The sequence below is a fragment of the Horticoccus luteus genome, assembly GCF_019464535.1.
In the GTDB taxonomy this organism is placed as follows: Bacteria; Verrucomicrobiota; Verrucomicrobiia; order Opitutales; family Opitutaceae; genus Horticoccus; species Horticoccus luteus.
This window is the reverse complement of the sequence record NZ_CP080507.1, coordinates 1,977,767-2,002,828: the sequence shown is the minus strand read 5'-3', so window position 1 is coordinate 2,002,828 and position 25,062 is coordinate 1,977,767. Positions and strand designations below refer to the sequence as shown.

Genomic DNA, 25,062 nt, shown 5'->3' with positions numbered 1-25,062 from the left:
ACGCGAGGGGTTTTCACTGCTCCGTTTCCATGGCGTATGACTGGCTCAAAGGTGTTGCTGACGAGTATGACGTAATCGTCATCGGCAGTGGCTTGGGCGGATTGACGGGGTCCAATTATCTGGGGAAAGCCGGCCACCGTGTGCTCCTCTTGGAGCACCATTACCAATACGGCGGGTTGGCCACTTGGTTCACGCGCAAGGGCGGGCATATTTTCGATATTTCGCTGCATGGCTTCCCGGTGGGCATGATCAAATCGTGCCGCAAGTATTGGACGAAGGAGATCGCCGACTCGATCGTGCAACTGAAAGACATCCGATTTGTGAATCCGCAGATGGACGTCTGGACGACGTTCACCCGTGAGGACTACACCCGCGTGCTCCTCGAGCAATTCCGCCTCGAACGCACCGTGGTCGAGAAGTTCTACGACCACCTGCGGTCGATGAATTTCTACGACAACAATCCCGAAACGACGGGCGAGATGCTGGAACGCTTTTTCCCGGGACGAAAGGATGTGCACCGTTTGCTGATGGAGCCAATCGCTTACGCCAACGGCTCTACGCTCGAGGACCCAGCGATCACGTTCGGCATCGTGTTTTCGAATTTCATGGGCTCCGGGGTCTACACCTTTCGGGGCGGATCAGATCTCCTCATCGCGAAGATGATCGCAGAGCTGAAAAGGAACGGCGTTGAATGCCGCAAGCATGTGCTCGTTGAACGCATCCTCGTGGAGGAGCGCAACGGCCACAAAGTCGTCGCCGGCATCGTCGCCAAAGGTGGGCGGATCATCCGCGCGAAGGCGGTGCTCTCGAACGCGAACATTAAGAACACGATCTTTCGTCTCGCGGGCGCAGAAAACTTCCCCTCCGACTACGTGGCCGAGGCGCAGGCGGTGCGGATTAACTCGAGCTCCTGCCAAGTCTATTTCGGCATTCGAAAAGGGGAATCGATTCCGCACATCGGCGATCTCGTCTTCACCTCGGCGAGTGCCGAATTCAGCAGCACGGAACTCACGGACTTTCGCACGACGAGTCGCACGTTTTCCGTCTATTATCCCGACACGCGCCCCGGCTCGGAACGCTACACAGTCGTCGCGTCGTTAAATGGCTGTTATCCGGACTGGGCGGGGTTGAGCGAGGAGGACTATGAGCGCAACAAGCAGCGGCTCATCGACGAGTCACTGGCCGCGTTGGAGACGTTTATCCCCGGGGTGGGCGAAAAAATCGATTGGAAGGAGGCCGCCACGCCGCGGACGATCGAGCGCTACACAACGCATACCGGCGGCACTTCGTTTGGCACCAAATTCGAAGGCCTGAAAGTCTCCATGGAATTGCCCGCCATGCTGCCCGGACTCTATCATGCCGGCTCCGTTGGCATCATCATGTCGGGCTGGCTCGGCACGATTAATTATGGCGTTATCGTCGCCAACAAAATCGACAAGGTCCTCTACGCCGCCAAACCCCACGCTCCCGCCGCCGCTTCCTAACATGCCCACCGTCACCGACCTCATTCCGCACCGTCCGCCGTTTTTGTTTGTCGACGAAATTGTCACCCAAGAGGCAGACGGATTGACGGCCAAACGCACATGGCGGGCCGACGAGGATTTCTACCGCGGGCATTATCCTGGTGCTCCGATCACGCCTGGCGTGTTGCTGTGCGAGGCGGTCTTCCAGACCGCGGCGTGCTACATGGCATTGAAAGCGCAAGCCGCGGGCGGAAAACCGGGAGAGGGTGTGCCCTTGATTGCGAAAATAAGCGATGTGCGGTTCCGGAGCCCGATTTATCCGGGCGATACCATTCTTCTCGCGGTGAAGGAAAAAACCACCCTCGGCGGCTTCACCATGCTCACCGGCAGCATCAAGAAGGCCAATGGCACGCGGGTGTTGAATGTCGATTTCTCCGTCGCGTGGAAAACCCCTGACGGCCAAGCTCCCGCGCCGAACGCGTGAGCCACGCGATGCCAGACTTCCTCCATCTCGCCGGCCAGACGTTTCTCGTCCTCGGTGTGGCCAACCGCAAAAGCGTCGCCTGGCACATCGCAAAGACCTTGGAAGAGCAGGGCGCCCGCGTCATTTACAGCGTGCGCTCGGAAGCGCGTCGTAAATCGCTGGAGACCTTGCTCGCCGACAAGCCGGTCTTCGTCTGCGACGTGGAAGAGGAAGGCGCCGCGGCGCGTCTCGCCGCCGAAGTGGCAGCCGCAGGTTTGGCCCCTTTGCACGGGCTCGTGCACTCGATCGCGTTTGCCAATTACAGCGAGGGATTCCGTCCGTTCGACGAGACCAAACGGACCGACTTTCTCCAAGCCACGGCGGTGTCGGCGTTCTCCCTCGTGGAGATCACCCGGGCGTTCAAACCCCATCTCGCGCGCCACGCCTCCATCGTGACCATCGGCATTTCATCGTTGCAGGTCACGCCCGACAACTACGGCTACATGGGGCCCATCAAGGCCGCCCTCGAATCCGCCACGCGTTTCCTCGCCAAGTCCTTGTCAGCGACGAGCGAAATTCGCGTGAACGTCATCGGCGCCGGGCCGCTGAAAACGAGCGCCTCCGCGGGCATTCCGGGCTACATTGAAAGCTATCTCTACGCGGAAAAACTCACGTTTCGAAAACGCAATCTCGCGACACAGGAAGTAGCCGATGCCGCGGTCTTCCTCTTGAGCGAACGCAGCAGTGGCATCAATGGAACGACGCTCGTCGTCGACGCCGGGCTGGGCAGCAATTATTTCGATCAGGAAATCATCCGGCTCGCGATGCGGCCGGAGCGTTAAAGACGTCATGCGTTTCACTCACGTCTGCCTGGAATCCATCGCGGTCGCGATGCCCGACGAGGTTTTAACTTCGAACGAAATCGAAGAGCGCCTGAGGCCGCTTTACGAGCGTTTGAAATTGCCCGCCGGGCGGCTGGAGTTGATGACCGGCATTCGTGAACGCCGCCTGTGGCCGGAAGGCTGGCGGCCGTCGGATGCGAGTGCGGCAGCGGGACGCGCGGTGCTGGCAGAATCGAATTTGCGCGCGGCCGACGTGGAACTTTTCATCCACGCGGCGGTGTCGCGCGACATGCTCGAACCGGCCACGGCCTCCTTCGCTCACCGCAAAATCGGGCTGCCCGCGACGACGCAAATTTTCGATGTGTCGAATGCGTGCCTCGGATTCCTCAATGCACTTTGCGTCGCCGCGGCGATGATCGAGTCGGGGCAGATTCGTTGCGCAATGGTGGTCGCCGGGGAAAATGGGCGCCCCCTCGTGGAGCAGACGCTGCGCACGCTCCTGGAACAACCGCTCTCGCGAAACGAAATCAAACCGTTCTTCGCCAATCTCACGATCGGCTCCGGCGCGGTGGCGGCGATGGTGTGTCATCGCGATCTCGTGCGCGGCCCCGCACATCGTTTGCTGGGCGGCGTGGCAGGCGCGGCGACCGAACACAGCGAACTTTGCCAGGGCGATAGCCATGGGGCCGATGCGCTCGCCATGCAGACCGATGCGGAACAATTGCTCGTCGCAGGCGTAGCGCTCGCGAAGAACACGTGGACGCGTTTCGCGGCGGAGCAGGGCAGCGACTTCGATCGCTTCATTTGCCATCAGGTCGGGCGCACGCATCGCCGCGCACTCTACGACGCGCTGGGACTCGATCTCGCGAAGGACTTTTCGACTTTTGAAACGCTCGGCAACACCGGCTCCGTCGCGCTGCCCGCCACACTTTCGGCCGCCGTGGGTGCGGGCGCGGTGCGCGAAGGCGATCGCGTGGGATTGCTCGGAATCGGCAGCGGGTTGAACTGCCTGATGCTGGCACTCGAATGGTGACGCATCGCGAAGTTCCCGACTGGTTGCGCGCGGCGTATCCGTTCGAGCCGCGGCATTTTTCCACGCCCGGCGGCGCGACGATGAGCTATGTCGACGAAGGACCGCGTTGCGACGAGGCCGTGCTCATGTTGCATGGCAATCCGACGTGGTCGTTTTTTTACCGTCGCCTGATTCAAGAACTCGCTCCGACGATGCGTTGCGTGGCGCCGGACCACGTGGGTATGGGGCTCTCCGACCAACCGGAAGATTACGACTATACGCTGGCCGGCCGCGTGCGCGACGTTGAAGCTTTGGTGATCCACCTGGGTTTAAAAAAGGTGCACCTGGTGGTTCATGATTGGGGCGGGGCGATTGGCATGGGCTGGACGGCGGACCATGCAGCGCAACTCGACCGGGTCGTCGTGATGAACACCGCGGCGTTTCCGCTGAACCGGATTCCCGCCCGCATCGCGCTCTGCAAGTTGCCCGTGATTGGTCCGCTGCTGGTCCGCGGCGCCAACGGTTTTGCCGCGCCGGCCACGAGTATGGCCATGCATCGGCGCTCGCTCACACCGATGGAGAAGCGCGGGTATTTGCTGCCGTATTCCTCGTGGGCGAGCCGCGTCGCCGTCAACGCCTTCGTGCGCGATATTCCGATGAAGCCCGGCCATCGCAGTTGGGCGGCGTTGCAACGGGCGGAAGCCGGCGTCGCGGCCTTGGCGGACAAGCAAGTGCTCCTCGCCTGGGGCATGCGCGATTTTTGTTTCGATCCGCATTTTCTCGCCGAGTGGCAGCGCCGTCTGCCGACGGCCCAAGTGGAGCGCTACAACGACGCCGGCCACTATCTGCTCGAGGACGCACCTGAAGCGGTCGAGCGCGTAGCGGCGTTTCTCAAGTCGCGTGCGGCGTGATCGGCGCCGCAGGCGGGCGGTTGCGACCGTAGAGAGCGGCGAGTTCGCTCAGGTAGCCGCTGGAGTCGGCGGCAAGATGAGCGAGCTGATCGGCGCTGACGCGCCATTGCCAGTTGCCTTGCGATTCGCCGGGTTGGTTGAAACGCGCTTCCGATCCGAGGCTGAGCAAATCCTGTAGTGGAACGATGGCGAGATTCGCGGTGGAGGCGTAGGCGGCGCGCACGAAATCCCAGCTTATATCGTCGCCGCTCACACGAAAATACCGGCGCACATGATCGCGCGTTTTTTCCGCCGCGGATTCATACCAGCCGCGCGTGGTGTCGTTGTCGTGCGTGCCGGGGTAGACGACGGTGTTGTGAGCGACGTTGTGCGGCAGATAAAAATTGTCCGCGCCGCCGCCGAAGGCGAATTGCAGCACCGCCATGCCGGGCAGCCCCGTTGCCGCGCGCAAGTCGAGCACCTCAGGGGTGAGCAAGCCGAGATCCTCGGCGATAAGTTTGGCGTGCGGCAACCCGGCTTGGATCGCGCGGAAAAATTCCATGCGCGGACCCGGCACCCAATGTCCTGGCCGTGCGGTCGTCGACCCGGCGGGAATCGACCAATACGCCTCCAGCCCTCGAAAATGGTCGATACGCACCACGTCGCAGAGGTCGAAATTCGCGCGCAGGCGCTCAAGCCACCACGCGTAGCCCTCGGCGGCATGCACGGGCCAGTCGTAGAGAGGATTGCCCCATAGTTGGCCATCGGCCGAGAAATAATCGGGTGGGCAGCCTGCGACCGCGAGCGGCGCGTGCGTCTTCGGGTCCAGTTGAAACAGCTCCGGCCGGCTCCAGGTATCGGCGCTGTCGAGCGCGGCGAAAATCGGCGTGTCGCCGATGATCGTGATGCCCAGTGCAGCCGCGCGCGCCCGCACGCGAGCCCATTGCCCAAAGAACAGGTATTGAATAAACGCGTAAGCTTCCGCGCGTTCGGCCACCACGCGCGCAACGTTCGACTTTTTGGCTGCAGCCAACGACCGCGCGTCCGCGGGCCAATTCCACCAAGGGGCGCCGCCGAAATGATCCTTGAGCGCTGAAAACAGCGCAAAACCTTCGAGCCAGTGTTCGTGACGCGCTCGAAACGCGTTAAACGCCCCGTAAGGCAGCGCGAGGGTCCGATCCCGGGACCATGCAGCGTGAGCGGCAAACAATAGCGGACGTTTCTCCGTGTAGAGCGCGCCGAAATCGACGTGCGTTGCGTTCAAGCGTTGCAAAGGCGCCACGGCGTCGGCGCTGAGCAGGCGGAGATCAACCAACGGCGCGAGGTCGATCAGGTAGGGATTTCCCGCGAACGACGAAAAACATTGATACGGGGAGTCGCCGAATCCGGTGGGGCCAAGGGGGCAAACTTGCCAGTAGCTGAACTCGGCCCCGGCCAGAATCGCGAGAAAATCGTCCAGATGGTGACCGAGGGTTCCCACGCCGCCGTCGCCCGGGAGGGCGGTCGGATGAAGCAGCACACCGGCTGCGCGGCGATTCAGCCAGTTCCAGAGCGTGGCAGGCGAAGATTGAGAGAGTTCAGACATAGCGCGGCTCCCTGGCGAGAAGGGTTTGAGGATACGTTAGCATGTGAGGTATTCCGGCGCCTGCACTCCAGTAGGTAAAACGTGCCGTTTCTACGTGCTATCGGGGCGTCGAATGAGACCGAAACATGCGACGCACAATAAATATTATGTTAAGTTGGTCTTTGACTGGTGCGCCTCATCCTTGGCTGAAAGTCTGGGAATCTCGAAACCGAGTTTGGCCCTCTCCCGAGAAAGGCCGATCGCACATGCCGCCGCGGTTGCGCTTGGCGGCGTTCACTTCGCCGGTCCCCAGCGCTTCGTAAACGGATAATAGATGAACAGCGGACGCCCTACTGCGTCTTTCGCCGGCACGTATCCCCAGAAACGTCCGTCCTCGCTGTTCGCCGAATTATCGCCCAACGCCAGAAACCCGTCCGCGGGCACGGTCATCGTGCCGCCGTTCGCCAGACTGCCCTCGGCGCGATAACCGGGATACTTTTCCACGCGCTGCGCATTCTTCTCAAAAGCCGCAGCGCCTGTCTCCGGCACGCCGTTTCGGTAAAGCCGGTAATCTCTGATCGCGATGGTATCTCCCGGCACGCCGACGAGACGTTTGATGTAATACTGGTCGCCGAACTGGTTGGCGATTCCCGGAATGTGGCCGGTGCGGAAAACAAACCCCGAACCGACCGAGGGGCGCACGAAATTATAGCTGAACCGATCCACGAAAAGCTGATCGCCCGTCATGAGATCGAAACGGATGACCGGAGCTCCGGCCGTGACATGCTTGCCCAGCGGCAGCCGAACTACGCGCGCGTAACCGGCTTGGTCGCTGATTTTCAGCACCCCTTTCTCCGGTTGACCAGACCGAGCCTGCTGCTCCGCGAAAGACGCAAATTTCTCCGGCCCGCCGAAATAGGTTTCCTGCACCACCGAATCCACGTCGTGGAAATCCAGCGGCACTCTCACGTGGGTCGGTTCGCCGTTCACGTAAAACGTGTATTCCTTCAACTGCGTCGGCAGCACGAGCCAGGAGCGGCCACTCACGACTTTATACGCCATGGCCCGGGCCATGCCGCCGCTCTCAAAAAAATCCGCCGTCACCTGCCCCTCGACCGGCGCGTCCGCTTCGATTCGTTGCGCGCCGAACGCGACAAAGCGGAACGCTCGCGCGATCGGTCCCGGCAGATCGCTGCCGGGCGGAAAATTCTCCGCCGTCATCCCGTAATACGTCGGCCACATCGAGTTGGTCGGGATCTTGAATGGCTGGACGAAATACGCGCGGAATCCGAGCACGACGATCGCCGCCACCACGAAGAACTCCACGTTTTCCACCAACGAGGATTTCGGATAAATCTTTCCTCCGACGCGCCGCAGCACCGGCTCCAACGCTTCAATACCGAGCTTCAGTTTGGCGGCGTCGGCCTTCGCTTTGACCGCCTGCCGTAAGTGCTCGGTGCGCGCGAGAAGTTCTTTCGCCTCGGGCGGCGTGAGTTGGTCACGCCGGTAGTGCCAGACCTTGTCGGCCAACTCCAGCCAGTTGCCGGCATTGGCCCGCATCTTTTTTTCCTGGGAGGCGAAGAGTCCGAACACGGGAGACCTTTAGTTGGTTTTCAGCACCTTGATAAACGCATCCGATGGGATCGAGACGCGACCGAACTGTTTCATTTTCTTCTTACCCTCCTTCTGTTTGTCGAGGAGTTTGCGTTTGCGGCTGATGTCACCGCCGTAGCATTTCGAAGTCACGTCCTTGCGCATTTCGCGGACGTTGTCGCGCGCGATGATCTTTCCACCGATCGCGGCTTGAATCGCGACTTTGAACATCTGCGGCGGAATGATATCGGCGAGTTTCTCGCACAAGGCCCTTCCCTTGCCCTCCGCCTTGTCCCGGTGGACGATCGTGGCGAAGGCATCGACGGGGTCGGCGTTCACCAAAATTTCCATCTTCACCAAGTCGGCCGCGCGATATTCGCCCAGTTCATAATCCATCGAGCCGTAACCGTGCGTGACGCTCTTCAGCCGATCGTTGAAATCGACGAGGATTTCGTTGAGCGGCAGCGAGCAACTGAGCATCACGCGCGTGGCATCGAGGGTGTCCGTGTGGTCGACCAAGCCGCGTTTCTCCATCACGAGCGAAAGGATGTCGCCCATGGCGTCGTTCGGGATGTGGATAGCCGCTTTGATCATCGGCTCACGAATTTCAATGATGGTGCCCGGATCGGGTAAGTTAACCGGGTTGTCGACCTCGATCACCACGCCATCGTGCTTCACCACGTGGTAAACGACGCTCGGGTAAGTCGAGATGATGTCGACGTCGTGCTCGCGCCGAATCCGCTCCTGGATGATTTCCATGTGGAGCAGTCCGAGGAAGCCGCAGCGAAAGCCGAATCCGAGGGCGATCGAGCTCTCCTGCTGATAGACAAACGCGGCATCATTGAGCCGCAACCGGCCCACCGCGGCCTTCAGTTTTTCGTAGTCGGAACTTTCCACCGGATAGAGGCCGCAAAACACCATCGGCCTCACTTCCTTGTAGCCCGGCAACATCTCGGTGGCGCGCCGCTGCGACAGCGTGACGGTGTCACCCGTTTTAATTTCCGCCGGATCCTTGATGTTCGAGACGAAATAGCCGACCGCGCCGGCATCGAGTTCGGCCACCTTCTGCATCTTGGGCGTAAACACGCCGACTTCCTTCACCTCGGTGCGGACGCCGTTGCTCATTAACTCGACCATGTCGCCCGCTTTGAGACTGCCGGAAAACACGCGCGCATACGCGATGACGCCGCGATACGAATCGTATAGGGAGTCGAACACCAGCGCCCGTGTCTGCGGATAATTGGTCCAACGCGGCGGCGGCACCCGCGCGACAACCGCCTCCAGAATGTCACTGATCCCGATGCCCGCCTTGCCGCTCGCGAGAATCGCCTCGTCGGACGGAATCGCCAGGATGTCCTCGAGTTGTTGCAGGCAAAGCTCGAGATTCGCGCTGGGCAGGTCGATCTTGTTGATGACCGGGATGACCTTGAGATTCTGGCTGAACGCCAAATGGGCGTTTGCGACCGTTTGCGCTTCGACGCCTTGCGCCGCATCGATGAGCAGCACGGCGCCTTCACACGCCGCGAGCGACCGCGACACCTCATAGGAGAAGTCGACGTGTCCCGGCGTATCCATGAGGTTGAGGCGATACGAGATCCCGTCCTTGGCCGGATACAGCATCGTCACCGGGTGCGATTTGATGGTGATGCCGCGCTCCTTCTCCAGATCCATCGAGTCGAGATGCTGGTCCGTCATCACGCGGTGCGCGACGGTGTTCGTATATTCGAGGAGCCGGTCAGACAGCGTCGTCTTGCCGTGATCAACGTGCGCGATAATGCAAAAATTACGAGTATGCGGGACGTCGGTCATCAGGCGGCGAGGTCGGAGAATTCGGTAAATGATTTGATCGCCCAGTTTTTGTCAGTGCGGCGCGCCAGCCCGGCGAGGACACCGCCCGGCCCGAGTTCCCAAAACTCGGTCGCGCCGGCGGCGGCGGCACTGCGCATGCAGTCTTCCCACAAAACCGACGAGACGACCTGCTTGACCAGTGCGGCTTTCAAGGCGGCTGGCTCGCTGATCACCTGGCCGGTGGTGTTGGTGAAAACTGTGAACTTTGGCGCCGCAAACGCGACGCCGTCGAGGTAGGCCGCAAACGCCGCGCGCGCCGACTCCATCAACCGGCTGTGATAAGCGCCGGCGACGTTGAGGGGGATTACTTTTTTCATGCCGCGCTCTTTGGCACCCGCGACCGCGGTCGCGATTTTTTCTTTCTCCCCTGAAATGATGATTTGTCCCGGCGCGTTGAAATTCGCCGCTTCGACGTCGAACTCACGGCATAATTCCGCCACCCGGCCGCGCTCTTCGCCAATGACTGCCGCCATGGCGCCGGCAGTCTGCTCGCAGGCTTGCTGCATCAAGCGTCCGCGCTCAGCGACAATTTTGAGGCCCGTGGCGAAATCAAACACGCCCGCGGCTGCGTAAGCCGTCAGTTCGCCGAGACTCAGACCCAGCGCGAATTGCACGTTGGGCAATTTCCCCTGTTCGCGCAATGCATCGACCAAGGCCAATCCATGCACGAAGAGCGCGGGCTGACAGTGCTTCGTCTGCGTGAGCTCGGACTCCGGCCCTTCGAAGCACAATTTGGTCAGACTGTAACCCAATACCTGATCCGCTTCATCGAAACGCGCGCGCGCAGCCGGAGATTGCTCGTAGAGCGACCGGCCCATGCCGACCTTTTGAGCGCCCTGCCCTGCAAAAAGAAGTGCCAGTGCCATAGGAAAACCGGGTAGAGAAACGCCCGCGCGAGTAAAAACCAAGTCCGAAAACCGCACGCCCGCCAGAATCGCCGTCCTGCCTCGTCCACGTTCGCGCGCGTGGCTTGCCCCGCGCGCAACGCACTCAGGCTTTGATGAAAATCCCCTTCAGATTCATGTCGAGGGCCTGCGGGTTTGGCGAATAGCGCAAACCTTCCGCCTTGCTGATTTTGCCGGCCTTGATGAGGCGGTAAATATCCTTGTTGAACGAAAAACTGTGCGAGTCCGCACTGCCTTCGAGCAGGCCCTGGATTTTTTCGAATTGGCCTTCAAGAATAAGGTTTTTCACCACCGCGTCGGCATTCAATATCTCGTTCGTCGGCACGCGTCCGCCGCCTTCGAGGGCCGGGACCAGTTTCTGGCAAACGAATCCGCGCAAGGACCCCGAAATTTGTCGCCGCGCCTGCACCTGCTCCTCCGGCGGAAAAAACTCGAACAGGCGCGTCATTGATTGCGCCACCGTCGCCGCGTGCATGGTCGAGAAAACCAGATGCCCGGTTTCCGCCGCCGAGATGGCCGTTTCGAACGTCTCCCGGTCGCGCATTTCGCCGATGAGGATGATGTCCGGATTTTGCCGCAGCACGGCCTTGATCGCCAGTTCGAAGCTTGGCACATCGAGCCCGATTTCCCGCTGCTGAAACACCGATTTCTCGTCCTGAAACGTGTATTCGATGGGATCTTCAATCGTGACGATATGCTTCTCCAGATTTTGGTTAATCCAGTTGAGCATCGCGGCCATCGTTGAACTTTTGCCCGATCCTGTCGCGCCACAGACCAGCAAAATTCCATCTTTCGCCTGCGACATCCGGATCAACGCCTCGGACTGCAGCCCCAGTTGCTCAAAATCCGGCACCCGGCTTTTGATATGGCGCAACACGATGCTCACGAGGCCGCGTTGATGAAAACCGTTCACGCGAAAGCGCCCCACGCCGTCCGCCGCATAGGCGAAATCGACCTGCCCTTCCGTGTCCCAACGCGACCGAAACACCTCCGGCACATGTTCCTCAACAAATGCGCCCGCGATGTCGTTGGTGATCGGATCCATGTCCACCGGCTTCAACCGCCCGCCCAGGCGCACATACGCCGGCTTGTTGGCCTTGATCACGATGTCGCTCGCGCCGTTTTCGACCGCCAGCTTGAGCAATTCGTTAAAAATCTCGGTGTGCGGTGTCATGGATTCGCGGGGTAAAAAAGCGTTGCCTACTGTGTAAATCGGCCTGCTTCTCTCGCAAGGCATCTTTGGCCGCCACCACCTCTTTCCGCATGAAGATTAGACGACTGACCGGCACTCTCACGGCCCTCGTGACGCCCTTTCGCAACGACGCCGTCGACTACGACGACTTGCGCAAGCTCGTCGAATTCCAGATCAAAGGCGGAATCGACGGCCTCGTTCCCGTCGGCACCACCGGCGAGTCACCGACGCTCTCGCACGATGAACACATGGAGGTCGTCCGCGCGACCATCGCGGCCGCGCGCGGTCGCGTGCCGGTGATTGCGGGCACGGGCTCCAATTCGACTCGCGAAGCCGTCGAGCTCACCCACCAGGCTCACGACGCCGGCGCGGATGCGATGCTGGTCGTCGCGCCTTACTACAACAAGCCGAACGCCGCCGGGCTGCTGGAGCACTTCAGCGCGATCGCCGAAGCCACCGATCGCCCGATCGTGCTCTATTCGATTCCCGGCCGTTGCGGCATCGAAATCAGCGTCGCGGTTGTCGAGCAACTGCGGGCGAAATACGCCCACGTGGCCCACATCAAGGAAGCCGGCGGCAGCGTCGACCGGGTCGATCAACTCAAGCATGCCCTCGGTCGCGATCTCACGGTGCTCAGCGGCGATGATTCCCTCACGCTGCCGTTTATGGCGGTGGGCGCGGAAGGCGTCATCAGCGTCGCGTCCAATTTGCTTGTGCGCCCGGTGAAGCAACTCGTCTCGGCCGCCCTCGCCAATGACTTCCGCACCGCGGCCAAAGTGCATCGGAAACTCTATCCCGCTTTCAAAGCTCTCTTCCTCGATCCGAATCCGGTGCCAATCAAATATGCCTTGCAACGCGCCGGCATCATCCATTCCGCCGAAGTGCGCACCCCGTTGGTCGGAATTGGCGACGCCACCCGCGCCGCGGTCGATCAAGCTCTCGCCGCCGCCGGCCAACGCTGATCATGGCGCTCAAACTTTGCCTTAACGGCGCGAAAGGCCGCATGGGTCAGGCGGTGCTCGCCGCGGCGGAAGGTGCCGGCCTGCACGTCTGCGCGGCCATCGACGTCGGCGATGCCACGGGGCCCGCCATCGCGGCTTGCGATGTCATTGTCGATTTCAGCTCGCATCGCGCCACCGAGTCGCTGATTGCCGCTGCCACCCAACACGGGAAGCCCCTCGTCATTGGCACGACCGGCCACTCCGCCGAAGACAAAGCGCGACTGCGCCCCTTGGCTGCCGCCATCCCCTGCGTGTGGGCCGGAAATTTTTCCGTGGGGGTCAATCTCTTGTTTGCTCTCACGCGACGCGCGACTCAAGTGCTCGGCGGCGATTACGACGTCGAAGTCCTCGAGATGCATCACCGCTTCAAAAAGGATGCGCCCAGCGGCACCGCCGCGCGTCTGCTCGAAATTATCCTGGAAGAACGTCAACTCAATGAGTCTGCGCTGCGTCATGGCCGGCACGGCATCACCGGCGAGCGTTCGCCTTCGGAAGTGGGCATTCATGCACTGCGGGGCGGCGACGTCGTCGGCGATCACACGGTGATGTTTGCTGCGCTCGGTGAACGCCTCGAGCTGACGCACAAAGCCAGCGATCGCGGCATTTTCGCGCGGGGAGCCGTGCGCGCCGCGCAATGGGTCGTTACCCAACCGCCCGGCGTTTACGACATGCAAGACGTGCTCGGTCTCACCTGAGTTCTGCGTGTGATCACTTCCATCCAAGGCACACTTTCCTCGGCCACGCCGTTGCACGCGATCGTCGAGCTCAACGGCTTCGGCTACGAGGTGAACATTCCCGTCACCACCGCAGAAAAACTGCCGGCGACGGGCGCAACGGTGAAGCTGCACACGTTGGTCATCTATCGTGAGGACGCCCAGACGCTTTACGGTTTTGCAACGCCGGCTGAGCGGGATTTTTTCCGGTTGATGATCGAAAACGTGACCGGCGTCGGCCCGAAACTCGCGTTGACGATCATGAGTCGGCTGTCGCTTCCATTGCTTGAAAGCGCGATCCGCCTCGGCGATATCGGCTCGCTCGCGAAATGCCCGGGCATCGGAAAAAAAACAGCGGAGCGCCTCGTGGTGGAATTGAAGTCCAAGGTGGGCGGACAAAGCAGCCTGGCGGGCGAGGCAAGCGGAGCGGGCGTCGACACGCCCGGCGAAAGCCGGCATCGGGACGCCGTGGCTGCTCTTACCGCTCTTGGCTATCGCGCGGCTGATGCCGACCAAGCAGTACGTCGCGCGACGCTGGCTCTCGGCGCCGATGCGAGCACCGAGGCGCTGATCAAAAAAGCGCTGGCTTAGGCCTAGCGCTGGAACTGAAACGCGGTCATCTCCGCGGTGCCGATCGGCTTGCGGCCGGCGTAGACACGATTGTCGGCGCCCGAGCTCGTCTGCGTGTCAAAGCGCAGATTTTCCGCGGGCACTCTGAGCGGCGAGAGTTGGATGTTTTGCAACCAATCAAGTTTGGCCTGATCGCGCGCCGTGAGCATCGTGCTGTCCGTATCCGCTGCGAGGTTGGCCAAATGCAGCGTGTGCGATACGAGCACTGGTTGAAAATCCATGTGCGCGGTGGGCAGCGCAGCTGGTTTCTGCATCACAGCTACGGAGGCGGCCGGAGCCGCGGGTAACGCGCTTGCCAATGCGTTGCCGGAAGTCCGCGCGGGACTGAGTGCCTGCGGCGCGGTTGCCTGATGCAGTTTCGTGGTGACGACGAAGGCGGCGCACGCTGCAGCCGCGAGCAGTCCCCCGGCATAAGCCCACGCCGGCGACCGCCGCCGCGCGTGCGCGGGACTCGCTGCCGGCTGCGGCGCTTCCGTGCGGAACTGATCGGCCAGCACGGTGCAGCCCTTTTGGATGCGACAATACTGGTGGTAAACTTCCCGCCGCTGGGGATTCTGCTGAATTTCGGCCTCCAGTTCCGCGGCTTCCGCGGCGTTGATCTCGTGATCGACGTAGAGATTGAGCAACTCGATGAACTTAGACTCTTTCATTTGAAATCCTCCCCCAATTTGGACCGCAGGCTCTCCCGGGCGCGCGCGATCCGGCTTTTAACGGTTCCGATGGAAATGCCGAGGACGGCGGCGATTTCTTCATAGGACATATTTTTGACGTTCCGCAGAACCAAAATTTCACGGTGCTTGACGCTGATCCGCTGCATGCCGACGCCGATTCGATCGATGAACTCCTGCGTCACAGTAATATCGTCCGGTGTCTCCACCTCGGCCGGAATCACGTCGGCGAGTGTCATGTCGTTATCGGCGCCAAACGGGGCGTCGATGGAAACGGATTTATCGCGCTTCCGCCGCCACCAATACCAATACCGGTTGCGCGCGAGGTTCGTGGCGATCTGATACAGCCACGTCGAAAAGGCTGATTCACCGCGGAAGTTAACCAACCCGCGATGGGCGCGGATGAAGGCATCCTGCGTCACCTCCTCCGCATCTTGGGAGTTACGCAGCAGCTGGTTGACCATCGAATAGATGCGATCCCAGTAACGGGAGACCATCTCGTCGAAGGCGGATTGATCCCCGCCTTTGAAGCGGTCCACGAGCAATCGATCGAACGCTACTTCCTGAGCTTTGGTTGACATACGTTCAGCCTCGCTCTGATGGACATATTTTTGAATTGTTCCCAAGATCTTAGGTAGGAGACGACGGTTTACGCGCGGGCGGGGTTTCGGTCAACGGCAACGCATTTTTTGACCCGAAAATTCTTGCCAAAATTCGCGAGGGAAACCTACCTGCCACGTTCTAGCGCAGCAAACGGGGGTTGGTAGCTCAATGGTAGAGCAGCGTCCTTTTAAGTCGTTGGTTCCGGGTTCGAATCCCGGCCAACCCACCAGCTGCTGCTCCTCTCGTCGACCGGCCCATCCATGAATCGTCTCTTCATCGTCGAAGACCAGACCGCCATCCGCGAGATGCTGGTGGAGATCCTGCGTTCCGACCCCAACTACCAATTGGTTGGGGAAAGCGGCGATGGCCAGCAGGCGCTCAGTGTCATCCAGGAAATCAAGCCCGACCTGCTCGTGCTCGACGCAAAATTGCCCGGACTCAACGGCGTCGACCTGCTCCGCCGGATTGCCAAAAAACTTCCCGACATGCGGGTGCTGGTTTTTTCTGGTCACGAAAATCCCGTTCTCGTGCGGGATATGCTCGAAGCGGGCGCTCACGGTTTTGTCGAGAAAACCGCTGGGCTGTTCGAATTCAAGAAGGGTTTGGAAACCGTTTCCCAAGGTGGCACCTATTTCGGGCCGGCGGTCGCCGCCTTGTTGCGCTCCGCCGTCGCCAATCCCACCCGCAATTCGGCCGCAGCGCTCACTGATCGCGAGCGGGAGGTCCTGAAACTCGTGGCCGAAAGTCACAGCACGAAGGAAATTGCGGCAAAACTGAACATCAGCGCGAAAACGGTGGACAATCACCGGACCAATTTAATGCGCAAACTCGACCTGCACGACGTCGCCAGCCTCACTCGCTATGCCCTCGAAATCGGCATGATCGAGCCGCGGCAGTCCCTCTGAGTGGCGCGACCAATAAATCCTTGCCGGTCCGGAACGTTTAACCAATAAGCTGCCTCGAATAATTTTTTTCATGAATATCGCCTCGAAGAAACTGATTCTCGTGATCGCCGGCCTGGCAGTTGGGCTGGCTGGCTGCGCCAAGAAACCGAAGCGGCCTGATCCGAGTTCCACCGTTTTGGGGCAATCGGCCGGTGGCTCCATCAATCCCATGGATGTCGCCACCACCAGCGACGTCGGCTCGCAGTTGGAAGCCCGTGAACCTGGCTTCGATCTTAAAGGCCAGCTTCGCGGCAAACTGGAATCGGTTTATTTCTCCCTCGACAAATCTGCCATCGCCCCTGCCGAGCGCCCCAAGCTTCAAGCCGCCGCCGACTATTTGAAGGATCATCCCGATCAACGCCTGCTCCTCGAAGGTCACTGCGATTGGCGCGGCACGGCCGAATATAATCTTGGGCTCGGCGATCGCCGTGCCGCCGCCGCGCGGAAATACCTCGTGACCCTCGGCGTCGATGAAAAACGCTTGGAAACCCTGTCCAAAGGCAGTGAGGACGCCGCGAAGAATGCCGACGAAGGCACGATGGCAAAAGACCGCCGCGTCGAACTCGTCATCCTGCAAAAGTAAGGTGCACGATTCGTTTTGAAAAAAGCCCCGGCTCTTCCGCCGGGGCTTTTTCGTGCCCACCCACCGCCCCGTCGCCGCCTCCGATGTGTAAACCGTGGCGAGCTTCGCCGCGTTGCCGCCCGGCCGGGCGCGTCGCACGGCCGGTTGGCAATGTCGGCGACTAAGCCGTCACACCGGCTACCGACGCTAGAATCCTTCGCGTGGTCTCAATGCCTTTGCGCATCACGTCGAGATTGAAGCTCTCGTTCGGCGCATGGAGATTATCTTCCGGGAGAAAAAGCCCGAACATCACCGAATCGAGCCCCGTCGTGTGCTTGATGTCTGCGATGATCGGCACACTCCCTCCCTCGCGCAAATAAAGCGGCGGGCGCCCCCACACTGTCGTCACCGCGGCGTCGGTTGCACGGAAGGCTTTCGCGAGCACCGGCGATTGGTCGACCGGCGTATTCGAACGTCCAGGCGGCACGACTACGTAAGGGTCCCCTTTATGCTGGTCGACGAACTCCAGCTTGATCCCTTTCGGCGTGCGGGCGCGAATCGCGTCCATCACGAGCTTCTTGATTTTATCCGGCTCCTGATTCGGGACGAGCCGGCAGCTGATTTTGGCGAACGCCTTGCTGGGAATCACCGTTTTCGTCCCCTCTCCTTGGTAGCCACCACCGATGCCGTTAAACTCGAGTGTTGGTTGAAAGCGCACCGATTCGAACGGAGAGAAGCCGGGCGTGGTGTAAAAGGTGTCGATGCCGAGAAAATCCGCGTAAGCCTTTTCGTCGGCGCCAAGTTTTTTCAGCTCGTCTCGCTCCCACGGCTCCACGTCGAGCACGTCATCATAAAACCCCGGCACGTTCACGCGGCCTTCCGGCGTGTGCAAAGTCGCGAGAATTTCCGCGAGAGCCTGGATCGGATTGCGCAAGACGCCGCCGTGCAATCCGGAGTGCAGGTCGCCTTTTGCGCCGGTCAGATGCACATCGAAGAGCGCAAGCCCGCGCAGCCCCGCGGTGATCACGACCTGCTGCTCGTTCGGCAACGCGGTGTCCGACAGAAAAACAAAGTCCGCTTCGCGCAGCTTGTCCGCATACGTTTCGAGAAATTTCGGGAAGCTCGGACTGCCCATCTCCTCTTCGCCTTCGATGAGAAACGTTATCCGTAGAGGCAGATTGGGGTGCTGTTCCAGCAACTGGGCGACCGCCGCGATGTTCGTCATCAACGGTCCTTTGTTGTCAGCCGCGCCGCGGCCGTAGATCCGATTGCCGATGATCGTCGGCTCAAACGCCGGGGTTTTCCATAACGCCAGCGGGTCCGCCGGCTGCACGTCGTAATGCCCGTAAATCACCACGTGGGGCCACGACGGGTCGCCGCCTCGTTGCGCGAAAATGATTGGGTGCAGCGCCGTCGTCACGGATTCGACCGCGAAGCCGAATGATTTCAGCAGATCGGCGACAAACTGCTGCGCGCCCTGCATTCCCGCCTTGGCCGTCGAATCGGCGGAAATGCTTTGGTGGCGGATGAATTCCTTCAGCTTTTCAATGGGGTCAAACATGCCCCACGGTGCCCGCTTAACCCGTCCGCGCCAACCGGAAAAGCGCCGTCGCTCAGGTGTTTTTGCGCTTCGCTTCGTAGATCGGCACGACTTGCGGCATCAGCGCCTGGAGATCGGCGATGCGCTGCGCGTCGGCTGGATGCGTCGACAGAAATTTGTCCAGCAGGCCCGGCTTGGTCGTCTTGAGTTCGCTCATCTTCTTCCAAAACGTGATCGCCGCACGTGGATCGTAGCCGGCCTGCGCCGCGAACACCACTCCCATGTGATCCGCTTCACTCTCGTTCGCGCGCGAATGCGGCAGCACCCGCCCGACGGTGGTCGCCCCGCCATAAGCGGTCTCGAAGAGCTGCACCGTTTGCGGGCTGTAATGATTCTGCGCGTAGGCGTCGCCCAAGGCGCCAAGCCCGTCGATGACCATCTGCTCCGACATCCGCTCGGCGCCATGTCGCGCCACCACATGCCCGATCTCATGCCCCATGACGATGGCGAGTTCGTCGTCGGTGGTCGCGAGTTTGAGCAGCCCGCTGTAAACCCCCACTTTTCCACCCGGCAAGGCGAACGCGTTCACCTCGGGAGAATCGAAAACGACAAACTCCCATTGCGCATTGGGCATCTCGCTGCCGACCGCCGCGGCGATGCGTTCGCCAACACGTTTCACGCGCTCGTTCATTTTCGCATCCGTCGAAACTTTTTCCTGCTGGCGGATCGCTTGGAACGACTGCGCGCCGAGCGCGAGCTCCTGGCTCGGCTGCACTAAAACCAGCGACTGCCGGCCCGTGACTGGGTTCGTGTAGCAGCCGGCAAGGGCGAATAGCGCCGCGGCGAGGAGGGGAAGGAATCGTTTCATAAGCTTTGTATTATTCGCACCGACCGCGCTCGGCCCAGCAGGTTCGTCAATGTTTGAAATGGCGGATGCCGGTGAACACCATCGTCATCCCGCGCTCGTCGGCCGCCTTGATCACCTCTTCGTCGCGCACCGAGCCGCCGGGCTGAATCGCCGCCGTGGCGCCCGCAGCGGCCGCGGCGATCAATCCATCGGCAAAGGGAAACAACGCCTCACTCACCACGACCGAGCCCGTCAAATCAAGACCGGCTTCGCCCGCTTTCCATACGGCGATGCGCGAACTGTCGACGCGCGCCATCTGCCCGGCGCCGACGCCGAGCGTTTGCTCGCCCCGGCAGTAGACGATGGCGTTCGATTTGACGTGCTTGCAGACCTTCCAGCCGAAGAGCATCGCCGACCATTCTTCGGCGGTGGGCTGTCGTTTGGTCACAACCCGAAACTCGCGCACCTGTCCGAGCGTGCGATCGCGGTCTTGGACCAAAACCCCGCCGATCACCGAACGCATTTCCTGCAACGAATCCGGGCCGATGCCTTCCTGCGCGATCATCAATCGCAAATTCTTCTTTCGTCCGAAAATCGCGAGCGCTTCGTCACTGAAACGCGGGGCGATGATCACTTCGGTAAAAATTTCCGCGATCGTCTGCGCCAGCGCGCCGTCGAGCGTCTGATTCACGATAATGATCCCGCCAAACGGCGCCTGGCGATCTGTCGCGTAGGCCTTTTCCCACGCTTCCATCAGCGTCTCGGCGCTCGCCACACCGCACGGATTGGTGTGCTTCAAAATCGCCACGGTCGGCCGTTCGAACTCGCCGATCAGGTAGGTGGCGGCGGTAATATCCAGAATATTATTGTAACTCAGCTCCTTGCCTTGGAGCTGCCGGTAGTGGTCGTGAAACGTGCCGTAAAGCGCCGCCTTCTGATGCGGATTTTCGCCGTAGCGTAACGCCTGCGCTTTCTTCCACGACGGTGCGAGCGTGGCGGGGAATCCGCTGAGCGCTTCCAGATCCGGTCCGGCCGCCTGCCCTTCCAGGTAGCGCGCAATGGCCGCATCGTAGCTCGCCGTGCGTTGAAAAACTTTCAAGGCCAGCCGTGACCGCAGTTCCGCCAGCGCCTTGTCGCCGCCGGACAGGGCGGCGAGCACGGGCGCGTAGTCGGCCGGATCGCACACCACCGTCACGCTCGCGTGATTCTTCGCGGCGCTGCGCAGCATGGAGGGCCCGCCGATATCGATATTTTCGATCGCTTCCTCAAATTCCACGTGCGGTTGCGCGACTGTTTGTTCGAACGGATAAAGATTCACCACGACCAGATCGATCAGGTCGATCGCGTTCGCCTTCGCTTCCGCGAGATGGGCTGGTTTGTCGCGCCGGCAGAGGAGGCCGCCGTGGATTTTCGGGTGCAATGTCTTCACCCGGCCTTCCATGATTTCGGGAAACCCGGTGTGCTGACTCACCTCGGTCACGGGCAGGCCCGCATCGGCCAGCAGCCGCGCCGTCCCGCCGGTTGAAAGCAGCGTGTAGCCATACTGCCGCACCAGCTTCGTCGCAAAAGCCGCCAGGCCACTCTTGTCGCTAACGGAAAGGAGAGCGAATTTCGCCATAGGTGCTGGGTTTTGCGCGCGACCGCCATGCGCAGCAAGTCCTTTGTCTTTCATCCCGCATCACCGCTCGCCACTTGCTCGCCCGCGTTTCTGAGTTCTGGTATCCAGCGTGTCTTGCAGCTCTGAACACGTGCCCGGGCTTACCGCCCATCTGGACAAACTTTGCTACCATCACGGCGGCGCGAGTCTGCCCGCCGACAAGCCGCACGCGTTCGTCTACTTCATCACGATTCAAAATCGCTCACCCCGCACCGTGACACTGCTGGGCCGCAAGTGGATTATCGAACAAAGCGACGGCACGCGCCTTGTGATTGAGGGAGATCGCATCGTCGGCGAAACGCCGCGCCTGCCCCCGGGCGAGCAATTCTCCTACAACAGCTACCACGTCACCGGATGTGCCGCGCGCGCCTTCGGCAGCTTTCACGGCGTCGATGAAATGAACCGGCGCGTCCACGTGGTGCTGCCCCCGTTTGACCTCGTGATTCCGCACGACGCCTGAAAATCGAACTGGTTCTCGTGGCGGTTTGCCGCTCTCTTCGCGGCAGCACATGAAGCTTACTGACTTGAACCGTGACGGCGGCATTGGCGCCAATTCCCTCTTCGTCCAAATTGGCGACCTCAACATCCTGATCGATTCCGGACTCAATCCGAAAAAAGTCGGGCGTCTTGCCTCGCCGGATTTGGCACCGCTCCGAGGCGTCACTCTGGATTTGATCATCATCACGCACTGCCATCTCGATCACATCGGCAGTCTGCCCGTCGTGATGCGAGAGCACCCGGATACGCCGGTGCTCATGACCACCTCGAGCCGGATCATCATCGAACGCATGCTGCATAATTCGGCCAGCGTGATGCTGCGTCAGCGCGAAGATGAAAACATTCCCGACTATCCGCTCTTCACGCACGAGGAAATCGACCGGTGCGCGAAGCGCTTTGTCGGGTTGCCGTTCGGGCACGCCAAGAAGTTTCACACGGCGAAAGATGAAATCGAAATCATTCTTCATCGCGCCGGGCATGTCGCCGGTGCCGCCGGCGTCGAACTTCGCCACAAACATCGCGCCATCTTCTTTACCGGCGACGTTCTCTTCGATGACCAACGCACCTTGAAAGGTGCGGAGTTTCCCGCTGGGCATTTTGACACCCTCGTCACCGAGACGACCCGCGGCACCACTGAGCGCCCGGCCGACAAAAGCCGCAGCGCGGAGCTGGACCGCCTCGTGAAAAGCATCAACGACACCATTCAACGCGGCGGATCGTTCGTGATCCCCGTCTTCGCGCTCGGCCGCATGCAGGAAATTCTCACGATCATCTACGACGCGCGAAAGTTCGGCCGGCTCATCGAATGTCCGATTTACGCGTCCGGACTCGGGATGGACTTGGCCGACTACTTCGACGAAATCAGCCGCAAGACCAAGCACGTGCAGTTCAACCGGGGCATCATAAAAGAGCTCAAAATCAAGCCCACGCCGCGCAAGTTGAACGCCGGCGAAGATCCCCAGCAAAACGCGCTCTACATCATCAGCTCGGGCATGCTCGTGGAGCGCACGCCCAGCTACACCCTGGCCTCCGGCATGGTCGGTCACGCGCGCAACACGATTGGCTTCGTCGGCTACTGCGATCCCGACACCCCCGGCGGCCAGCTCCAGCTCGCCAAGCCCGGAGACACGTTTCTTTTCGAGACGGTGCACGTTAAAGCGAAGGTGAAGGCCCGCATCGAGCGCTTCGAACTCTCCGGACATGCGGATCGCGAGCAGCTCGTCGAGTTCGCGGTCCAGACGGGTGCGCGCAGCGTCGTCCTCACTCATGGCGATCCGCCTGCCCGCGCGTGGTTCGCCGAGCAACTCGCCACTCTGATGCCCAACGCGCGGGTGCTCGATCCCGTGCCCCTGCAAACGTATCAGGTCTGACCAACGTCCTGCGATCCGCACGCCATCAGTTGTCGCAGCCGCGTCGTCATCGCCGCGTTGCCCGCAACGTAGAAGATGCGGCCCATGTGCAAATCGAAGTGGCGCAGCGGAAGTTGTTCGCCGTTGAGAAACGCAATTTCTCCACCCGCGCCTCGCAACAACGCCACCGCTGCCGCGATATCCCATATCTTCACGTTGTGGTCCACCACGCCGGCGAGTGCGCCCGTCGCCACGTAGGCCAGGTGCAAGGTGCTGCTGCCGAGTGCGCGAATCTTGAAGTTCTCCGCCAGCACCGCTGCATGTCGCGCGAAGTTCCGGTCATATGGGCTGTGAAATCCGATCAAGCTCTGCGGGTCGGGGACCGTCTGCACCACTTCCGTCCGCCGCTCGCCATCCGAAACTCCGAAACCCGGTCCGCCCTCGATCAACGTGCGGCGCGATAAGTCATAAACGAATCCATAAACCGGTTCGCCGGCGTCGAGCAGCGCCAGCGAAATGGCGCAATGCGCGAGCCCGGTCACGAAATTATTGGTGCCATCGATCGGATCGAGCACCCACGCGAAACGTTTGGTCAGCGGCACCGGTCCACTCGCCAGCGTCAGCTCCTCGCTGAAAAAATCATCATCAAACTCCGCCTGCACCGCGCGCATGATGTTTTCGGAGATCGCCAGATCCACCGCGGTCACGCGCGTCCCATCTGTTTTCCACTGGCTGGCCACCCGCCCAAACCCTTCGTGTAAGAGGTCGGTTTGGGCGAGCACTGCCCGCCGGCCCTGCGCAATGCGGGAGTGAAGTTCGGAGTCTGCCATGCGGCGTAATAAAACGCGCACCCGGCGCGTTGACCAAATGAAATTTTGACAGCCCACCCCAGCCACGACGACGCGGCGGTCAAAAATTGTGGGAATAGAAGCATTTATGCGTTCTCCTATCCCGTCGGCGCTTCCTCGCTGCCCTCCTGGGCGGCGGCGACCGACGCTCTTCAGTTCCCGTTCTCGACTATATGACGAACCACGCCAAAACTCTCCTCGCCGTCGCCGCCCTTGCGGGCATTTACGCCGGCGCTTCGACCCCACGCGCCTTTTCCGCCGAAGCGGCTCCCGGCCAGCCGGCCACGGCCGAGCACGCCAGCGACAAAATGTCCTGCAACGGCAAGGATGGCTGCTCTGCGAAAGCGGATCCGGCCAAGGCCGACGCTGCCAAGGACGGTAAAGACAAGGCCTCCTGCAAAGCGAAAGAGTCCTGCAAGGCCAAGGAATCCTGCAAAGCGAAAGACTCCTGCAAAGGCAAAGACGCGCCCGCCAAACAAGGCTGAGCCTCGTCTCTCGCCTCCGAGCGGCGCGGTCGCACTGATCGCGCCGCTCGTGCCAGCCCGCCGCGTTGTCCGCCCATGCCTGCGAATCGCTTCAACAACTTCACTGACTACGGCATCGGCATCGGACTGCGCGTGCCGCACTACCAGCACATCCTGCGGCAGAAGCCGACGGTCGATTGGTTTGAGATCATCTCTGAAAACTACCTTGTCGACGGAGGTCGGCCCTTGGAAGTGCTCGATCAGATTCTGGAGCAATACCGTGTCGTGCAGCACGGCGTGTCGCTCTATTTCGGCTCGGCCGATCGTCTGAACCGCGACCATCTCCGCCGGTTGAAAGCGCTGGTCCGCCGGACAAAAACGCCTTGGCTAAGCGACCACCTTTGTTGGGGCAGCATCGACGGCACCTACACGCACGATTTGCTCCCGATTCCCTACACCCGAATCGCCGCCCAGCACGCCGCCGCGAAGATTCGCGAGGCGCAGGATTTTCTCGAAGTGCCGATCTGCGTGGAGAACGTCAGCAGCTACACCGAATTCACGGCCTCGGAAATGACCGAGTGGGAGTTTCTCAACGAAGTCGTCGACCAGGCCGATTGCGGCGTGCTGCTGGACGTGAACAACATTTACGTCTCTTCCCGCAACCACGACTTCGATCCGCGCACCTACATCGATGCGGTGCCGGCCGAACGGGTCGCGCAGATTCACATCGCCGGCCACACCAAATTCGAGCGCTACGTCCTCGATACGCACGACCATCCGGTGATCGATCCCGTGTGGAAACTTTACGACCGCGCCGTCCGGCGCTGCGGCGCTACGGCCACGTTGCTCGAATGGGATGATCGCATTCCCTCGTTCGAAGAAGTGCATGCGGAAGCACTGAAGGCTGATCGCTTTCTCTCGTCCGTCACCGCCCCGGCGACTGCGATCGCGCGCTCCTGATCATGC

The 25,062-nt window shown here is 61.0% G+C and carries 25 protein-coding genes and 1 tRNA gene; 15 read left to right on the top strand and 11 right to left on the bottom strand.

From position 1 onward, the window contains the following. The first annotated feature begins 29 nt into the window (after window positions 1-29). From K0B96_RS08415 to K0B96_RS08395, 5 genes are read left to right on the top strand one after another with little or no spacing between them, the layout of a single operon-like run. Window positions 30-1,484 (top strand): phytoene desaturase family protein, encoded by a 1,455-nt coding sequence (locus K0B96_RS08415; protein WP_220166044.1) that lies wholly within the window; start codon window positions 30-32, stop codon window positions 1,482-1,484. A 1-nt stretch (window position 1,485) separates the two neighbouring features. After that, a complete protein-coding gene (locus K0B96_RS08410) occupies window positions 1,486-1,947 on the top strand; it encodes a 3-hydroxyacyl-ACP dehydratase FabZ family protein (protein WP_220166042.1) in 462 nt (153 codons plus the stop codon). An 8-nt stretch (window positions 1,948-1,955) separates the two neighbouring features. Beyond that, entirely contained in the window at window positions 1,956-2,768 is an 813-nt protein-coding gene (locus K0B96_RS08405) for an enoyl-ACP reductase FabI (protein WP_220166040.1), read from the top strand. A gap of 7 nt (window positions 2,769-2,775) precedes the next feature. Beyond that, the gene (locus K0B96_RS08400) at window positions 2,776-3,801 is read left to right on the top strand and encodes a 3-oxoacyl-ACP synthase III (protein ID WP_220166038.1); all 1,026 of its coding nucleotides are present in this window, start codon (window positions 2,776-2,778) and stop codon (window positions 3,799-3,801) included. Next, a complete protein-coding gene (locus K0B96_RS08395; RefSeq protein ID WP_220166036.1) occupies window positions 3,795-4,691 on the top strand; it encodes an alpha/beta fold hydrolase in 897 nt (298 codons plus the stop codon). The genes K0B96_RS08400 and K0B96_RS08395 overlap by 7 nt, the downstream gene beginning before the upstream one ends. Here K0B96_RS08395 and malQ read toward each other — a convergent pair. From malQ to K0B96_RS08370, 5 genes are all read right to left on the bottom strand, one after another. After that, window positions 4,672-6,255: a 4-alpha-glucanotransferase gene (malQ, locus tag K0B96_RS08390; protein WP_220166034.1), complete on the bottom strand. Its 1,584-nt coding sequence runs from the start codon at window positions 6,253-6,255 to the stop codon at window positions 4,672-4,674. The two genes, K0B96_RS08395 and malQ, sit on opposite strands and share 20 nt — an antisense overlap. Window positions 6,256-6,528: 273 nt before the next feature. Further along, the gene (gene lepB, locus K0B96_RS08385) at window positions 6,529-7,827 is read right to left on the bottom strand and encodes a signal peptidase I (RefSeq protein WP_220166033.1); all 1,299 of its coding nucleotides are present in this window, start codon (window positions 7,825-7,827) and stop codon (window positions 6,529-6,531) included. A 9-nt stretch (window positions 7,828-7,836) separates the two neighbouring features. Next, window positions 7,837-9,636 carry a translation elongation factor 4 gene (gene lepA, locus K0B96_RS08380; RefSeq protein ID WP_220166031.1) on the bottom strand — a complete coding sequence of 600 codons (1,800 nt, stop codon included), beginning with the start codon at window positions 9,634-9,636 and terminating at the stop codon, window positions 7,837-7,839. Continuing rightward, entirely contained in the window at window positions 9,636-10,541 is a 906-nt protein-coding gene (fabD, locus tag K0B96_RS08375; protein ID WP_220166029.1) for an ACP S-malonyltransferase, read from the bottom strand. The genes lepA and fabD overlap by 1 nt, the downstream gene beginning before the upstream one ends. A gap of 124 nt (window positions 10,542-10,665) precedes the next feature. Then, window positions 10,666-11,754 (bottom strand): type IV pilus twitching motility protein PilT, encoded by a 1,089-nt coding sequence (locus K0B96_RS08370; protein WP_220166027.1) that lies wholly within the window; start codon window positions 11,752-11,754, stop codon window positions 10,666-10,668. A gap of 89 nt (window positions 11,755-11,843) precedes the next feature. Between K0B96_RS08370 and dapA the strand changes: the two genes are divergently transcribed. Genes dapA through ruvA form a run of 3 tightly spaced genes read left to right on the top strand, consistent with a single transcriptional unit; the run spans window position 11,844 to window position 14,077 of the window. Further along, window positions 11,844-12,734: a 4-hydroxy-tetrahydrodipicolinate synthase gene (gene dapA / locus K0B96_RS08365; RefSeq protein ID WP_220166025.1), complete on the top strand. Its 891-nt coding sequence runs from the start codon at window positions 11,844-11,846 to the stop codon at window positions 12,732-12,734. A 2-nt stretch (window positions 12,735-12,736) separates the two neighbouring features. Beyond that, the gene (gene dapB, locus K0B96_RS08360) at window positions 12,737-13,468 is read left to right on the top strand and encodes a 4-hydroxy-tetrahydrodipicolinate reductase (protein WP_220166023.1); all 732 of its coding nucleotides are present in this window, start codon (window positions 12,737-12,739) and stop codon (window positions 13,466-13,468) included. Window positions 13,469-13,477: 9 nt separating this feature from the next. After that, the gene (gene ruvA / locus K0B96_RS08355) at window positions 13,478-14,077 is read left to right on the top strand and encodes a Holliday junction branch migration protein RuvA (protein WP_220166021.1); all 600 of its coding nucleotides are present in this window, start codon (window positions 13,478-13,480) and stop codon (window positions 14,075-14,077) included. Between the two features lie 2 nt (window positions 14,078-14,079). Here the strand turns inward: ruvA and K0B96_RS08350 are convergent, their stop codons facing one another. Next, window positions 14,080-14,766: a hypothetical protein gene (locus tag K0B96_RS08350; protein WP_220166019.1), complete on the bottom strand. Its 687-nt coding sequence runs from the start codon at window positions 14,764-14,766 to the stop codon at window positions 14,080-14,082. Continuing rightward, entirely contained in the window at window positions 14,763-15,410 is a 648-nt protein-coding gene (locus K0B96_RS08345) for a sigma-70 family RNA polymerase sigma factor (RefSeq protein ID WP_255558907.1), read from the bottom strand. The genes K0B96_RS08350 and K0B96_RS08345 overlap by 4 nt, the downstream gene beginning before the upstream one ends. A 131-nt stretch (window positions 15,411-15,541) precedes the next feature. On the opposite strand from K0B96_RS08345, the gene K0B96_RS08340 reads away from it, so the two are divergent. The 3 genes from K0B96_RS08340 (at window position 15,542) to K0B96_RS08330 (ending at window position 16,914) form a co-directional block, all read left to right on the top strand. Beyond that, a tRNA-Lys gene (locus K0B96_RS08340) sits at window positions 15,542-15,616 on the top strand. Window positions 15,617-15,647: 31 nt separating this feature from the next. After that, complete coding sequence (locus K0B96_RS08335) at window positions 15,648-16,292, top strand: response regulator (protein WP_220166017.1); 645 nt, start codon at window positions 15,648-15,650, stop codon at window positions 16,290-16,292. A 70-nt stretch (window positions 16,293-16,362) separates the two neighbouring features. Further along, entirely contained in the window at window positions 16,363-16,914 is a 552-nt protein-coding gene (locus tag K0B96_RS08330; protein ID WP_220166015.1) for an OmpA family protein, read from the top strand. 160 nt (window positions 16,915-17,074) lie between these two features. Here K0B96_RS08330 and K0B96_RS08325 read toward each other — a convergent pair whose 3' ends face one another. The 3 genes from K0B96_RS08325 to purH are packed head-to-tail and all read right to left on the bottom strand — an operon-like array spanning window position 17,075 to window position 20,898. Then, window positions 17,075-18,454: a dipeptidase gene (locus K0B96_RS08325; RefSeq protein ID WP_220166014.1), complete on the bottom strand. Its 1,380-nt coding sequence runs from the start codon at window positions 18,452-18,454 to the stop codon at window positions 17,075-17,077. A 52-nt stretch (window positions 18,455-18,506) separates the two neighbouring features. Beyond that, complete coding sequence (locus K0B96_RS08320; protein ID WP_220166012.1) at window positions 18,507-19,301, bottom strand: M48 family metallopeptidase; 795 nt, start codon at window positions 19,299-19,301, stop codon at window positions 18,507-18,509. 46 nt (window positions 19,302-19,347) lie between these two features. Beyond that, window positions 19,348-20,898, bottom strand: a complete 1,551-nt coding sequence (purH, locus tag K0B96_RS08315) for a bifunctional phosphoribosylaminoimidazolecarboxamide formyltransferase/IMP cyclohydrolase (RefSeq protein ID WP_220166010.1) — start codon at window positions 20,896-20,898, stop codon at window positions 19,348-19,350. A gap of 109 nt (window positions 20,899-21,007) precedes the next feature. Between purH and K0B96_RS08310 the strand changes: the two genes are divergently transcribed. Together K0B96_RS08310 and K0B96_RS08305 are read left to right on the top strand one after the other, a co-directional pair. After that, window positions 21,008-21,397 carry a Co(2+)/Mg(2+) efflux protein ApaG gene (locus K0B96_RS08310; protein WP_220166008.1) on the top strand — a complete coding sequence of 130 codons (390 nt, stop codon included), beginning with the start codon at window positions 21,008-21,010 and terminating at the stop codon, window positions 21,395-21,397. 49 nt (window positions 21,398-21,446) lie between these two features. Next, window positions 21,447-22,805: an MBL fold metallo-hydrolase gene (locus K0B96_RS08305; protein ID WP_220166006.1), complete on the top strand. Its 1,359-nt coding sequence runs from the start codon at window positions 21,447-21,449 to the stop codon at window positions 22,803-22,805. Here the strand turns inward: K0B96_RS08305 and K0B96_RS08300 are convergent. Beyond that, on the bottom strand, window positions 22,796-23,614 hold the full coding sequence (locus K0B96_RS08300; RefSeq protein ID WP_220166004.1) for an inositol monophosphatase family protein: 819 nt from the start codon (window positions 23,612-23,614) through the stop codon (window positions 22,796-22,798). The two genes, K0B96_RS08305 and K0B96_RS08300, sit on opposite strands and share 10 nt — an antisense overlap. A 191-nt stretch (window positions 23,615-23,805) precedes the next feature. Between K0B96_RS08300 and K0B96_RS08295 the strand changes: the two genes are divergently transcribed. After that, on the top strand, window positions 23,806-24,117 hold the full coding sequence (locus tag K0B96_RS08295; protein ID WP_220166002.1) for a hypothetical protein: 312 nt from the start codon (window positions 23,806-23,808) through the stop codon (window positions 24,115-24,117). Between the two features lie 75 nt (window positions 24,118-24,192). Further along, window positions 24,193-25,056, top strand: coding sequence for an MNIO family bufferin maturase (gene bufB, locus K0B96_RS08290; RefSeq protein ID WP_220166000.1), 864 nt, complete (start codon window positions 24,193-24,195; stop codon window positions 25,054-25,056). Window positions 25,057-25,062 lie beyond the last annotated feature (6 nt).